14 protein-coding genes and 1 pseudogene are annotated in these 13,724 nt (G+C 65.7%); 9 read left to right on the forward strand and 6 right to left on the reverse strand.

The window, feature by feature from the left end; translation table 11 throughout:
• From hflK to A3728_RS05615, 4 genes are all read left to right on the forward strand, one after another.
• Positions 1-578: protease modulator HflK (gene hflK, locus A3728_RS05600; protein WP_150120662.1), on the forward strand; the 578-nt coding region annotated here is incomplete at its 5' end.
• Positions 578-1,477 carry a protease modulator HflC gene (hflC, locus tag A3728_RS05605; RefSeq protein ID WP_067921025.1) on the forward strand — a complete coding sequence of 300 codons (900 nt, stop codon included), beginning with the start codon at positions 578-580 and terminating at the stop codon, positions 1,475-1,477. The genes hflK and hflC, both read left to right, overlap by 1 nt.
• Complete coding sequence (locus tag A3728_RS05610; protein WP_067921027.1) at positions 1,474-1,668, forward strand: DUF2065 family protein; 195 nt, start codon at positions 1,474-1,476, stop codon at positions 1,666-1,668. Before hflC ends, A3728_RS05610 begins: the two co-directional genes overlap by 4 nt.
• A gap of 217 nt (positions 1,669-1,885) precedes the next feature.
• On the forward strand, positions 1,886-3,370 hold the full coding sequence (locus A3728_RS05615; protein ID WP_067921046.1) for a DegQ family serine endoprotease: 1,485 nt from the start codon (positions 1,886-1,888) through the stop codon (positions 3,368-3,370).
• Between the two features lie 62 nt (positions 3,371-3,432).
• Here the strand turns inward: A3728_RS05615 and A3728_RS05620 are convergent, their stop codons facing one another.
• Entirely contained in the window at positions 3,433-3,999 is a 567-nt protein-coding gene (locus tag A3728_RS05620; protein WP_067921030.1) for a peptidoglycan-binding domain-containing protein, read from the reverse strand.
• Between the two features lie 183 nt (positions 4,000-4,182).
• Here A3728_RS05620 and A3728_RS05625 point away from each other — a divergent pair, with 183 nt between their 5' ends.
• Positions 4,183-4,506, forward strand: a complete 324-nt coding sequence (locus tag A3728_RS05625; RefSeq protein ID WP_067921032.1) for a 2Fe-2S iron-sulfur cluster-binding protein — start codon at positions 4,183-4,185, stop codon at positions 4,504-4,506.
• A 2-nt stretch (positions 4,507-4,508) separates the two neighbouring features.
• Complete coding sequence (locus A3728_RS05630) at positions 4,509-5,234, forward strand: hypothetical protein (protein WP_067921033.1); 726 nt, start codon at positions 4,509-4,511, stop codon at positions 5,232-5,234.
• 94 nt (positions 5,235-5,328) lie between these two features.
• Here A3728_RS05630 and purD read toward each other — a convergent pair whose 3' ends face one another.
• On the reverse strand, positions 5,329-6,600 hold the full coding sequence (purD, locus tag A3728_RS05635) for a phosphoribosylamine--glycine ligase (protein ID WP_067921035.1): 1,272 nt from the start codon (positions 6,598-6,600) through the stop codon (positions 5,329-5,331).
• 77 nt (positions 6,601-6,677) lie between these two features.
• Here purD and xseA point away from each other — a divergent pair, with 77 nt between their 5' ends.
• On the forward strand, positions 6,678-8,219 hold the full coding sequence (gene xseA, locus A3728_RS05640; protein ID WP_067921037.1) for an exodeoxyribonuclease VII large subunit: 1,542 nt from the start codon (positions 6,678-6,680) through the stop codon (positions 8,217-8,219).
• A gap of 33 nt (positions 8,220-8,252) precedes the next feature.
• On the opposite strand, the gene A3728_RS05645 is transcribed toward xseA, so the two are convergent.
• Both A3728_RS05645 and A3728_RS05650 read right to left on the reverse strand, forming a co-directional pair.
• On the reverse strand, positions 8,253-8,663 hold the full coding sequence (locus tag A3728_RS05645) for a hypothetical protein (RefSeq protein ID WP_067921039.1): 411 nt from the start codon (positions 8,661-8,663) through the stop codon (positions 8,253-8,255).
• 44 nt (positions 8,664-8,707) lie between these two features.
• The gene (locus tag A3728_RS05650) at positions 8,708-9,727 is read right to left on the reverse strand and encodes an alkane 1-monooxygenase (protein ID WP_067921048.1); all 1,020 of its coding nucleotides are present in this window, start codon (positions 9,725-9,727) and stop codon (positions 8,708-8,710) included.
• A gap of 169 nt (positions 9,728-9,896) precedes the next feature.
• Between A3728_RS05650 and A3728_RS05655 the strand changes: the two genes are divergently transcribed.
• Positions 9,897-11,609, forward strand: coding sequence for an NAD(P)H-dependent oxidoreductase subunit E (locus A3728_RS05655; protein WP_067921041.1), 1,713 nt, complete (start codon positions 9,897-9,899; stop codon positions 11,607-11,609).
• A 39-nt stretch (positions 11,610-11,648) separates the two neighbouring features.
• Here A3728_RS05655 and A3728_RS05660 read toward each other — a convergent pair whose 3' ends face one another.
• Entirely contained in the window at positions 11,649-12,434 is a 786-nt protein-coding gene (locus A3728_RS05660) for a phosphotransferase (RefSeq protein ID WP_067921043.1), read from the reverse strand.
• 122 nt (positions 12,435-12,556) lie between these two features.
• Complete coding sequence (locus tag A3728_RS05665) at positions 12,557-13,339, reverse strand: lytic transglycosylase domain-containing protein (protein ID WP_236630415.1); 783 nt, start codon at positions 13,337-13,339, stop codon at positions 12,557-12,559.
• 197 nt (positions 13,340-13,536) lie between these two features.
• Here A3728_RS05665 and A3728_RS05670 point away from each other — a divergent pair.
• A pseudogene (locus tag A3728_RS05670) lies at positions 13,537-13,724 on the forward strand (signal recognition particle-docking protein FtsY); the annotation flags it as partial.

The raw sequence follows: 13,724 nt of genomic DNA on the forward strand, positions 1-13,724 counted from the left end.
AGGTTATCGCCCAGTCCGAACTGGCGCCGATCCTGAACCGGGATCGTGCCGCTGTCGAAGCGCGGGTGAAGGAACTGATCCAGGGCACGCTCGATAACCGTGAGTCCGGGATCAACGTGCTGCGCGTCAACCTCAACAAGGTCGACCCGCCAAGCCAGACCGTGCAGGTGACCGACGCGCAGGGCAACACCACCGCTGTTTCGGTCGTCGACGCCTTCCGTGACGTTCAAGCCGCCGAGCAGGAGCGGGACCGGGTGGAGCGTCAGGCCGACGCCTACGCCAACCGCCGCCTCGCCGAGGCCCGGGGTGAAAGCGCCCAGCTTCTCGAAGCTGCCGAAGGGTACCGCGCCCGCGTGGTGAACGATGCTGTCGGTGAAGCGAGCCGTTTCGAAGCGGTCCGCGAGGAATATGCCGAGGCCCCCGAGGTGACGCGCAAACGTCTTTACCTCGAAACAATGGAAAAGGTCTTTGGCGACGTGGACAAGATCATCCTCGAAAACAACCAGTCCGGCACCGGGCAGGGGGTCGTGCCATATCTGCCCCTGAACGAGTTGCGGCGTAACGGAGGGTCGAACTGATGCGGACCACGAAGATACTCATTGCCGTCGCGGTCGTCGCCCTGATCGTCGTGCTTTCCGCCATCTACGTCGTGGATGAGCGTGAAAAGGCGCTGGTTCTGCGCTTCGGCCAGATCAAACAGGTTCGGACCGAACCCGGGATCGGCTTCAAGGTGCCGCTGCTGGACGAAGTCGTGCGCTACGACGACCGCGTCCTGTCGCTGGAAACACCCGTGATCGAAGTCACCCCGGCGGATGACCGCCGGCTTGAGATCGACGCTTTCGTGCTGTTCCGCATCGACGACGTGGTTCAGTACCGTCAGGCCATCGGCGCCGGCGGGGAGCGGAGCGCTGCAGATCAGCTCAACGGTATTCTCGAAGGTCAGATCCGTGCGGTTCTGGGTTCGCAGGGTGTGACGTCGAACACGATCCTGTCACCCGAACGGTCTGCCCTGATGGACCAGATCCGTGACCGCGCCGATGCCCGGGCGGCGGCGCTGGGCCTCGATATCGTGGATGTGCGGCTGCGCCAGACCAACTTGCCGGAGCAGAACTTCGATGCCACGCTGCAGCGGATGATCGCGGAACGCGAACGCGAAGCGACGGATGAACGTGCCCGCGGGCGCGAAGCCGCGCAGCGCGTCACGGCGCTTGCCGATCGTACCTACGAGGAGATCCTCTCCGAAGCGCGCCGTGACGCCCGCATCATCGAGGGTGAAGCCGACGCGGAACGCAACTCGATCTTCGCCTCCGCCTATAGCAAGGACGCGGAATTCTTCGAGTTCTACCGGTCGTTGAGCGCCTATGAGCAGGCGCTGAAAGGCGAAAACTCCACCATGGTTCTGTCGCCTGATAGCGAATTCTTCAACTACCTGCGGTCCGATCAGGGCGTGAGGTCTGAGGAAGGCGAAAGCAGATGAGCCTTCTGCTGCTGGCCCTAGGGCTTGCGATGGTTCTGGAGGGGCTGGTGTACGCGCTGGCCCCTTCGCTTTTGGAACGGCTGTTGGAAACGCTTCGCACCTTGCCTGAAACGGCGATCCGGCAGGTCGGCCTTCTGGTGGCGCTGGCGGGGCTCATCCTGGTCTGGCTGGCGTTCCAACTGGGCGTATGACCTCCGACCCGCAAGCGTCAGAAAAAGGCCAGGGGGGCGTGTATCCTTTTGTCGCAGCCCCCGTTGAAGGGCCCAATGTTGCTTGATGCACCGCTTCCGGCGGGTTGAAAACCCCGTGATCGGATACATGTTTCATGTTGCGGCGGGCAAGTTGCGGATGCAGTCTTGCGCCCAGCACTATCCCGGCCCCGGCCATCCACAAGGACAGGAGACGACCATGCAGCCACAGGCGCGCGCCCGAACCCAGGAATCCGCTCAGCCCGCGCAGGTTTCGCTCATCCTGCTGGCGATGCTCACGGCGCTTTTCATCGCGCTTCAATCCGTTGGCGCCTGGGCGAAGCCCGAAAGTCTTGCCCCGCTCGCGGAAAAGATCAGCCCCTCCGTGGTCAACATCACGACCTCCACCATGGTCGAAGGCCGCACCGGCCCGCAGGGCATCGTGCCCGAGGGCAGCCCGTTTGAGGATTTCTTCCGCGAATTCCGTGATCGCAACCGCGATGGCGAAGGTCCGCGCCCGCGCCGGTCTTCCGCGCTGGGATCCGGTTTCGTCATTTCCGAGGACGGCTTCGTCGTCACCAACAACCACGTCATCGAAGGGGCGGACGAGATCCTGATCGAATTCTTCTCCGGTCAGGAGCTGAAGGCCGAATTGATCGGCACCGATCCCAAGACGGATATCGCTCTGCTCAAGGTCGAAGCCCCCGCGCCGCTGGCTTTCGTCAGCTTCGGCGACAGCAACGCCGCCCGCGTGGGCGACTGGGTGATCGCCATGGGCAACCCGCTGGGTCAGGGCTTTTCAGTCTCCGCAGGCATCGTTTCCGCGCGGAACCGGGCGCTTTCGGGCACCTATGACGATTACATCCAGACCGACGCGGCCATCAACCGGGGCAACTCGGGCGGTCCGCTGTTCAACATGGACGGTGAGGTGATCGGAGTGAACACCGCCATCCTGTCGCCCAACGGCGGCTCCATCGGCATCGGTTTCTCCATGGCGTCCAACGTGGTGACGCGCGTCGTGGACCAGTTGAAAGAGTTCGGCGAGACCCGGCGCGGCTGGCTGGGTGTGCGCATTCAGGACGTGACTGAGGATGTGGCCGACGCCATGGGCCTTGCCAAGGCCAGCGGCGCGCTCATCACCGATGTGCCGGATGGCCCCGCCAAGGAAGCGGGCCTGATGACCGGCGATGTGATCATGTCCTTCGACGGGGTCGAGGTGGCCGATACACGCGCGCTTGTCCGGCAGGTGGGCAACAGCCCGGTGGGTGCCTCCGTACGGGTAACCGTCATGCGCGAAGGCAAGTCGCAGACAATGAAGGTCGTGCTTGGCCGTCGTGAAGATGCCGATGCCGCTGCCTCCCCCGATCTGGAAGAGGCGCTCCCCGATGAGGACGAAGCCCCCACTTCCAAGGAGTTGCTGGGCCTGACCCTCGCACCGCTCAATGACGAGATGCGCGAGGAGCTGGAGCTTGACCCCGAAATGGACGGACTTGCCGTGACACAGGTGGACGAGGCATCCGAAGCCTTTGAAAAAGGCCTGCGCGCCGGTGACGTGATCACCGAAGCCGGGCAGGAGAAGGTAGCCAGCATCTCGGATTTCGAAGACCGCGTGGCCGCTGCCCGCGAAGCGGGGCGCAAATCGCTGCTGCTGCTGGTGCGCCGTGCCGGAGATCCGCGGTTCGTGGCACTGGGTCTCGATCGCTGATCGGACCGCAGGGTTACAGCAGAAAGATCAAGGGCGTCCCGCGGGGCGCCCTTTTTGCTTCTTTACAGCGCCGAAAGCGGCACGATCACCAGGCCGAGGTTGCGCGCCGTGGTGAGGGCCAGTACCTCGCTGTCCGGCCCATCCTGCCGCTGATAGCGGCGCAGGGCCGCCCGCGTGGGGCCATCAAAGATGCCGGTGATCGCCCCACTATAGAAACCACGTGCCTGCAGCGCCCGTTGCAGGCTGGCATAGAATTCGGGATCGAGCGTATCGGGGCAGGGTGTCTCGAACCAGTTTTCCTGCCGGGGGCGCACGATCTGCTGGTTCGATTCAGTCCGGTACACGGGCAGGGCGCTGATCGTGCCGTCCTTCCCCATCTTGGCGGGTTCGACCTGCACCTGGCTCGTGACCGTTTCGATGACAGCCGGTGTTAAGGTCTTGCCCCAGCAGGTGCCGGGCGGCGCGCCCGCCGGCCCCTCGCGGGTCGCGACCGCAACACCCGGTTCGGGCGGTTCGGCGGCGGGACGCCCGGCGCCTCCGCCCGGATCGGCGCATCCCGCAAGGCTTGCCAGGGTCAGCGCCAACGCGGCGGGGCAGGGATAGAACAATTCGTACAGGGGGGCGCGCATGCGGCGGCCTTTCAGATGACGCTTACTCCGCCTGAACCTACGCAGTTTCATCCCCCTTGCCCAGCACTGGCGCGCGTCGCGTCCCTGTGAAGCCCTGTCCGGGCGCAGCGGCGAAAAGGGGCTGGCAGCGCCCCCCGCGCACGGTTAGACACGAGCGACGGATTTTCGAGGAGAAGGCGGGCAATGGCCAAGATCACCTATGTAGAACACGGCGGCAAGGAACATGTCGTGGAGGTCGCCAACGGGCTGACCGTGATGGAAGGCGCACGGGACAATAACATTCCCGGGATCGAGGCGGATTGTGGCGGGGCATGTGCCTGCTCCACCTGCCATGTCTACGTTGACCCGGCCTGGGTAGAAAAGCTGCCGCCCAAGGACGACATGGAAGAGGACATGCTCGATTTCGCCTATGAGCCCGATCCCGCCCGGTCCCGCCTGACCTGCCAGTTGAAGGTGACGGATGCGCTGGACGGCCTGCGCGTCCAGATGCCCGAAAAGCAGATCTGAACATGCGCGCCCTCGTTTCCGCGCTGGCCTGTGGCCTTGCGATTGTCACCGCCCCCGCGCGGGCGGAGACGATCATCGCGGCGGAATACGCGGAACCGACGGAACGCTACGATCACGGCGTGCTCGGCGATGCGATCGAATGGGGCGCCCTGCGGCTGACGCTCTCCCCCTGCGCCGATTGTACGGAACAGGCAGAGCGCGTGGTGACGCTGCGCCTCCCGGAGCATCGCGTGTTCGAAGACGTCGCCCCCCGCGTCGTCGACGTGGGAGAGCACGGCCCGCTGGTGATGGTCGTGGAAAGCGACCTTTCCAAAGGCGCGCGGCTTGCCCTTTACGATACGACTGGCCCGGTCGCGGTGACGCCATTCATCGGGCAACGCAACCGCTGGCTCGCCCCCGTGGGTGCGGCGGACCTGGCCGGTGACGGCAAGGTGGAGCTGGCCTATGTGGACCGGCCCCATCTGGCAAAGACCTTGCGTATCTGGCGCTATGAGGAGGGGAGCCTGCAAGAGGTTGCATCCTTTCCGGGCGTGACCAACCACCGGATCGGAGAGCCGGACATCGCGGGGGGTATCCGCACCTGCGGAGCGGGGCCGGAGATGATCGTCGCCAGCGCGGATTTTTCCCGGATGCTGGCGCTCCAGTTCGATGGAGAGACCGTCACCGCCCGGGACATCGGCCCGCATGAAGGGCGCGCCGGGTTCGCTGCTGCGTTGGAATGCTCCTGAAAATCAGCGGCGTGCCCGGAGCGACCCGGCCCTCCGGGGGGGATTTTCTGCCATTTGGAAGGGGCGGTCGCACTGAACGCGGGACGGGGCGGGTTCAGCCTTCGTTGAGCGCGCGCCAGCCGATGTCGCGGCGGCAGAAGCCTTCGGGCCAGTCGATCGCATCCACCATCCGGTAGGCCCGGTCGCGCGCTTCAGCCAATGTTTCACCCCGCGCGGTGACGTTCAGCACCCGGCCTCCCGTCGCGACGGTCTGGCCATTGCGCAGGGCGGTGCCTGCATGGAACACCATGTTCATGCTGTCCTCGGGCAGGGTGTCGAGGTTGCGAATGGCGGTGCCCTTTTCATAGCTGCCGGGATAGCCATCGGCGGCCAGCACAACGGTCAGCGCGTTGTCCGCGGCCCAGTTCACCCGCATCTCCCCCAATGTTCCGTTCGAGGCGGCGAGCATCAGGTCCAGCGCCTGCGCGCCCAGCCGCATCATCAGCACCTGGCATTCCGGATCCCCAAAGCGGACGTTGTATTCAACCAGTCGGGGATGGCCATCCTTGATCATCAGCCCGGCATAGAGCACCCCCTGATAGGGCAGTCCGCGCCGCGCCATTTCCGCCACGCAGGGGCGAATGATCTCTTCCAGCGCGCGTTCCGCGATTTCGTCGGTCAGAACCGGGGCGGGGGAATAGGCGCCCATGCCGCCGGTGTTGGGGCCGGTATCGCCTTCGCCGACGCGCTTGTGGTCCTGTGCGGTGCCGATGGGCAGGACGGTTTCGCCGTCGCAGAGCACGAAAAAGGAGGCTTCTTCGCCTTCCATGAACTCCTCGATCACGACTTCGGCCCCGGCCTCGCCGAAGGCACCGTCGAACATCGTATCCACGGCATCGAGCGCCTCGCGCTCCGTCATGGCGACGATCACGCCCTTGCCTGCGGCGAGGCCGTCTGCCTTGATCACGATGGGCGCGCCCTGCGCCTTTACATAAGTGCGAGCCGCCTGCGCATCGGTGAAGTGACCGTAGCCCGCGGTGGGGGCCCCGACGGCAGCGCAGATTTCCTTGGTGAAGGCCTTGGAGGCTTCGAGCGCGGCGGCCCCGGCAGAGGGGCCGAATACGGCCAGCCCCGCCGCGCGCAGGTCATCGGCCACACCCGCGGCCAGCGGCGCTTCGGGGCCGATGATGACGAAATCCATGCTGGCGCCTTCCGCAAAGGCGACCACCGCGGCCCCATCGGTGATATCGAGATCGGCGCAGCTGGCAATGGCGGCGATTCCCGCGTTGCCGGGGGCCACGATCAGCTTGTCGCAGCGCGGATTCTGCAGCGCGGCCCAGGCCAGCGCATGTTCGCGTCCGCCGCCACCGAGGATGAGAATGTTCATGGGCGCTCCTGATCTGCTTGGCCTCGGATTTGGGGCGTTCTATTCTGCGACGAGCAGTTGCACAAGAATGGACCGGGATGGACCTGATCGACGATCCGCAGCCGGGCGGAAACAGCCCGGAATTTACCGTCAGCGAGCTTTCGGGCGCGATCAAGCGCGTGATCGAGGGGGAATTCGGCCATGTCCGAATCCGGGCCGAGGTCGGGCGTGTCAGCCGGCCGCGGTCGGGGCATCTCTATCTCGACCTCAAGGATGATAGGTCGGTGATCGCCGGCGTCATCTGGAAGGGCACCGCCGCAAAGCTCGACACCCAGCCCGAGGAAGGGATGGAGGTGATCGCCACGGGCCGCGTAACCACCTTTGGCGGGCAATCGAAGTACCAGATCGTGATCGAGGATATCCAGCCCGCCGGGGCCGGTGCGCTCATGGCCCTGTTGGAAAAGCGCAAGAAGGCGCTGGAGGCCGAAGGGCTTTTCGATCCCGCCCGCAAGCGGCCCTTGCCCTACCTGCCGGAGATCATCGGCGTGATCACCTCCCCCTCCGGGGCGGTGATCAGGGACATCCTTCACCGGCTGCGCGACAGGTTTCCCCGCAAGGTGCTGATATGGCCCGTCGCGGTGCAGGGGCCGGGCTGTGCCCCCGCGGTGGCGCGCGCCATCGAAGGGTTCAACGCCCTGACGCCCGGCGGGGCGCTGCCCCGGCCCGATCTGCTGATCGTGGCGCGCGGCGGCGGCTCGGTGGAGGATCTCTGGGGTTTCAATGAAGAGGTGGTCGCCCGGGCCGCCGCGGCGTCTGCCATCCCGCTGATCTCGGCGGTGGGCCATGAGACGGACACGACGCTGATCGACTATGTGTCGGACCGGCGCGCGCCTACGCCCACGGCGGCGGCGGAGCTGGCGGTGCCTGTCCGGCACGAACTCGCCGCCCTGCTTGAAGGGCAGGAGGCGCGCATGGTTCAGGCGTTGTCGCAATGTCTGAGCAGACGGGACCAGCGCCTGCGCGACCTTGCGCGCGCCCTGCCACGCCCGGTCACCCTGCTGGACGGACCGCGCCAGCGGCTTGACATGACGGGCGCGCGGCTCGGCCCCGCGCTGACGTCCGGCGTGCAGAAGCGGCGGGTTAGGCTTTCCGATGTGGCGGGGGGCCTGCGCCATTCCGTGCTGACGCGCCTTCTGGCGGGGGACGCACGTCGCCTTGCGCAGTTGGCCGACCGGCTGAGGCCCGCGCTCGACCGGCGAATGCAGCAACAGTCCGACCGCCTGACCGCGCGCGTAGAACGGTTCCGCCCGCAGATGCTCGAACGGGAATTGATCCGCCAGCGCGACCGGCTTGGCCCGATGGCCGAAGGGGTCGACCGCGCGATGCTGCGCAATCTGGCCCGCCGTCGCGAAAAGCTGGAAGGGTTGGGCAGGGCGCTTTCCACCCTCGGCTACAAGGAAACGCTGGCGCGGGGCTATGCCGTCGTTCGGGCCGATGGCAAGCTGGTCACGAACACGGCGGCAGCCCGGCGGGCCGCTGCGCTGGAGATCGAATTTGCCGACGGTACCGTGGATGTCACCCGGCGCAGCGCCCCCCGCAAGCGCAGCGATCCGCCGCCTGAGCAGGGCGATCTGTTCTGACCTTTATGTCTGTCCGGCGGGCCGCGCCCCCGGTCAGACGCCCACCTTGGGGCCGAGGCAGATCAGTTCCTGCCCGGCTTCGTCCACTTCGTATAGCTGGGTGGCCGCGGGGTCGTTTTCGAACCGGGCGATCAGGCCATTGCCGCCTTCCCGGAAGGTCCAGCACTGGGGATCGAGTTCATTTTCATAGGTAAAGCAGATCATCCCGTTTTCCTCGTACCACTCCCCCTCCTTGCAGACCCCGTCGAGGAAGGACCACTGGACGCGCCGGTTGTCGCGGTAGACCTCCGCGCCGTAGGGGCGCCCGTTCTGCCCGTAGAACAGGGTCTTGCCCCGTGTATAGGCATCGAACTCTGCGGCGCTCATCGTGGGTTCGGCGCGCGTAGGGGCGGCCTGCGCGGCAAGCGCAGCGGCGAGGAACAGGGATAGGACGCGGCCAGGCATGAGAGAAGCCTGCCAGAAAGCCCGGGCTTGGGGAAGGGAAAGGCTCAGCCCGCAGCGGCATCCTGCCAGCGGGCGGCCCGCCGGTCCATCACCCTTCGCCAGAGCGGCGGCACCAGCGCGATCGTGGCCATGACCGGGAGGGACCGGGGCAGCATCGGCATCTTTACGGGATCGAGGCTGAGGTCCGGGAATGCCCGCCCGGGGCGCATATGGTGGTCGGAATGGCGCGGCGCATTCAGCATCATCGCCCCTGAATACCACGAGGGCGCGTTCCAGCTGTGCTGCGGGCCCACGGGTTCGCGGCGCCCGTCGGCGCGCAGACCGCGGCGCAACCCATAGTGCTGCACATAGTCCGACAGCAGCAGTTGAAGCTGCGCATAGGCGGCGACCCCGACATGCACCGCCAGCCCGTCCCATCCCGCCAAACCGAAGGACAGTAAAAGCGCCAGCGCCGCACCGCCGACATAGAACACGTAAGGGTGGCTGAGCGCCGTGGGCCTTGCCCGGGCCCGCTGGCGCTGCGCGGTGTCGGCTCGCAGGCCGGCAATGAACTCCCCCCGCAGGGCGCGCAGGGCATAGGCCCAGAACCCTTCGCCCAGTCGCGCGGAATTCGGGTCATCGTCCGTCGCCGCATGGACATGATGCACCCGCAGATGGGCCGACACATGATGCCCGTGCAGCAGCGAGACATAGACGGTCGCCCCGGCAAGGCGCAGGAACCGGGGGGCCATGTGGATCAGCTCATGCGCGTTGGAATTGGAGACCTGCCCGGCATAGAGACCGAGGGCCAGAAAGCTCGCCACCCGGCCCGGGCCGGAGAGGTCGGAGCCGCCCGCGATGGCCCAGACCCCGCCGAAAAGGAGCACCAGATGCACTCCGGCCAGCAGGAGGTTGAGCCACCGCCCCGACCGGTCGGAGGCGGGCAACTCATTCGGTATCCTGTCCATCAGCAGGACCATCAGGGTGATCGACCCGACGGCAATCCATGGCCAGACACCACCGAGAACATAGGCGAGGGCGAGCGCCGCGGCGGGGGTCAATGTGGCGATGGCGTACCAGAACATCGGCGGCTCCTGCAGGGTCGGAATGTTCTTATACGCGAAGCGGCGTCCGTCAAAGGAGACATCGCGTCGCCGGGCGGGCGTTTCGCGCCGGGACATGAACGTTTTTCGGAGTTTCGCTCCGTGAACCATTTGCTAGGCTCCGCGGGAACCGAAAGCGGAGGGGTCGCAAATGGCGCTCGATGAAAGCAGCACATCAACCGGATCTGAACCGCGCAAGGGCGTCTGGAAATCCGGCAAGGGGAAGGGACGCCATCACACCAAGGGCCGTCAGCTTCAGGATGGACCATGGGAAGAGGTGCGCGCGCTGCTGGGCGACCGCCCGCGCAGGCGCGATCTGCTGATCGAGCATCTGCACCTCATCCAGGATGAATATGGCCGTCTTTCCGCAGCGCATCTGCGTGCTTTGGCCGAGGAAATGCGCCTGAGCATGGCAGAGGTCTACGAGGTCGCGACCTTCTATGCCCATTTCGATGTGGTGAAAGAGGGCGAACCGGCCCCGCCCGACCTGACGATCCGGGTCTGCGATTCGCTGTCCTGTGAACTGGCGGGCGCGCAGGCGCTCAAATCCGCGCTGGAAAAGGGCTGCGATCCCGCGAAAATCCGGGTCATGCGTGCGCCCTGCATGGGCCGCTGCGACACCGCCCCGGTGCTGGAGATCGGCCATCGCCACATCGATCACGCGACACCCGAAAAGGTCGAAGCCGTCATAGACGAGGGCGATTTCCACGCCGTGGTTCCCGATTATGAAGCCTTTGATGCCTACCGTGCGGACGGCGGCTATGAGACGCTGACGCAGTTGCGCGCCTCGGGCGACTGGAAGGCCGTTCAGCAGAAGGTGCTCGATTCCGGCCTGCGTGGTCTTGGCGGGGCCGGATTCCCTTCTGGCAAAAAATGGGGCTTCGTGCGCGACAACGCGGGCCCGCGCTATCTTGCAGTCAACGGGGACGAGGGCGAGCCGGGGACCTTCAAGGACCGCTGGTATCTGGAACGACAGCCGCATCTTTTCCTCGAAGGGATGCTGATCGCCGCATGGGCGGTCGAGGCGGATACCGTCTTTCTCTATATGCGGGATGAATATCCCGCGGTGCTGGAAATTCTGCGGCGCGAAATTCGTGCGCTCGAAGAGGCGGGGCTGATCGCACCGGGATACGTCGATCTGCGGCGCGGCGCGGGCGCCTATATCTGCGGCGAGGAAAGCGCCATGATCGAATCGATCGAGGGCAAGCGCGGTCTGCCGCGTCACCGGCCCCCTTTCGTGGCACAGGTCGGGGTCTTCGGGCGGCCAACGCTCGTCCATAACGTCGAGACGCTGCACTGGGTCGCGCGGGTCTGCCGGGAGGGGCCCGAAGTGCTGAACGCGACTGAAAAGAACGGTCGGCGGGGCTTGCGGACCTATTCGGTATCGGGCCGCGTGGCGGCACCGGGCGTCTATCTGTTGCCCGCCGGTTCGACGATTCGGGATGTGATCGAGGCGGCTGGCGGCATGGCCGAAGGGCAGGCGTTGAAGGCCTATCAGCCCGGCGGGCCGTCTTCCGGCCTGCTGCCCGCGCATATGGATGATATCCCGCTCGATTTCGATACGCTTCAGCCCCACGGCAGCTTCATCGGCTCAGCCGCCGTCGTCGTGCTTTCGGATCAGGACAGTGCGCGCGCGGCGGCCCTGAACATGCTGCGATTTTTCGAGGATGAAAGCTGCGGTCAATGCACGCCCTGCCGCGTCGGCTGCGAAAAGGCCGTCAAGTTGATGCAGGCGCCCCACTGGGACAAGGGCCTGCTGGAGGAGCTCAGCAGCACGATGGTGGATGCATCCATCTGCGGGTTGGGGCAGGCGGCGCCGAACCCGATCCGCAGCGTGATGAAGCATTTCCCGGACGAAGTCTGACAGAAAAGCGGGGGCGCAGGCCGCGGCCCCATCTTCCCATCACCTGCGCGAAAACACTTCAAGAACGTGGGGTATCGCCTTGAATTCACGAGCCTTTCCGGGTCGGCGCATCTGCAGGGGCTTGGTGATCAGGTCGGCCCAGCCCAGCCGCGCCGCCCGGTCCTGCGCGCGTTCCCAGTTACCCTGAACGTCATTGGCACGGTAGCTGATGAAGGCTTCGGTCATGGCGGGCGTGGGCCCGTTGCCTATGGCCAGCCCGCTCAACGCGAAGATCAGCAGATCCCGCGCGTGACCGTCCGGCGTGTCGAGCTTGGGGCGATGGTTCTCGAAATCGATGAAGGTGGTGCGGCTGCCTTGCCAGCAAATATCCTTGATCGCGGGTCGCCCGTGGCTCACCCCTTCACGATGGAGAAGCGCCAGCGCCTGCCCGGCGGAGGCGAAAGCTTCCTGCCGGTCGCATTCTGTCCAGGCTTCGTGCAGCAGAACCCGGTCCAGCGGTGTTCCGCTGTCGGGCATCAGCAGCCAATCCGGCCCTTCGGCGATGATTTCGGGCACCGGCAGACCCAGCGCGCCGAAGCGGTGCAACGTCTGCCGTTCCCGCTCAAAAGCGGCGGCGGAGTCGCCTTTCTGCAGGCGGCGTAGCAGGCCGGGCCGTTCCACCCGCTTCAGCCAGAAATACTGACCCTTCACATCCAGCCGCGTCGTGCGGCGATGCTCCCCTTCGCGCAGGGCCTCTTCCACGGCGCCGCGCAGGGCGGACGGCAGGCTGGGCAGGTCGAAACGGATGGGCTTTCCTTTCGCGGTCAGTGTCGGACAGGCCGCCATCTTGTCTGCAGAAGCTACTGGAATTCAAGGATTCGCGGGGTGCATGGTTAGCGGAATATGGCCGATGTTGGCCCGAATGAGGGCAACTTTCATCCTGAGGTAGAAGCGGGCGGCGAAAGACCTCAGTTCTTGATCACGAGGCAGACGCATCCCTGCCGTCGCAGGCTATCGCAGAGGCTTTGTGCCCCCTTCCGACTGTCCCTGCCGAACTGGGCGAAATAAAAGCCCGACCGCCCCGACACCCTGTTCTTGCGGTAAACGAGGTCCAGCCGCTCCTTCTGGGCGGTGGCCCGGCAGGCGGCGGTCTGCCTACCCACCTTGTCGCGCGCGGCTGATTTGGAGGTGCCGAAGCCCACCTGAACGCCCCATGGCTTCAGGCTGGGTTCCGGCGGGGTCAGCGGCGTCAGCCTGCGTTTCTGGGCCATGCTGGCGCAGGCGGCCTCGAAGGGTTCGGTTTTCGACAGCGCAAAATCGTGATCCTCGGGTGGCGTGTCGCGCCAAACCTCGGCGGGCAGCCCGGTGATGATGGGCACATAAGCGATCGTTTCGGGGGCCAATCCACCGCCTTCGATGAAGCCTTCCACCCGGCGTTCGCCCCCGTTGTATCCCACTGCGGCAAGCCCTTCGTTCCCGTAGCGGCGCACCATTTCGGCCAGATATTCGGCGGAATGTTCCAGCGCGTCAGCGGGATTATACGGGTCGGCCAGCCCGCGAAGCGCTGCCGTCTGGGGGATGAACTGGGCGATGCCGCGTGCGTTCGCATGGCTCAAGGCGTGGGGATCGAACCGGCTTTCCTGCCAGATGAGCCGGGCAAAGAAATCCCGGTTCAGCCCGTGGCGATCCGCGAAGGTTGCGATGGCGTTGCAGGTGTCAAAGACGAAATGCGCGTCCCGGATGCAGTGCACCTGTCCCCATTTGCCGGTGGAACATGACTTCTGCGGTGGCTCGGCCCACGCCATGCCTGCCCAGATTGTCAAAACCGCTACCAGAAACAAACGCATGGTCTTTGGTGGCGCGGGGCGCGGAAGGTGTCAATCGCCGCCCGGACTTCCATCCCGCCGCGGCAGGGGTTAGATCGAAGGAAAGCAGATCGGAGGCCCCCGTGGCATTTTTCACCAAGCTCAAGGATCGGTTATTCAAATCCTCGTCGAAGATCGACGAGGGGCTGGAGGCCATCGTCAGCGAGGGCGGGGAGGCCGAAACAGCCGATCCCGGCGCGGCGGTGGAACCCCCGGTGATGGACGATACGGCACCGCCCGAGGCCCCCGCGGCCCCGGTGGATGAGGTGAT

Source organism: Sulfitobacter sp. HI0040 (assembly GCF_001634885.1).
In the GTDB taxonomy this organism is placed as follows: Bacteria; Pseudomonadota; Alphaproteobacteria; order Rhodobacterales; family Rhodobacteraceae; genus Sulfitobacter.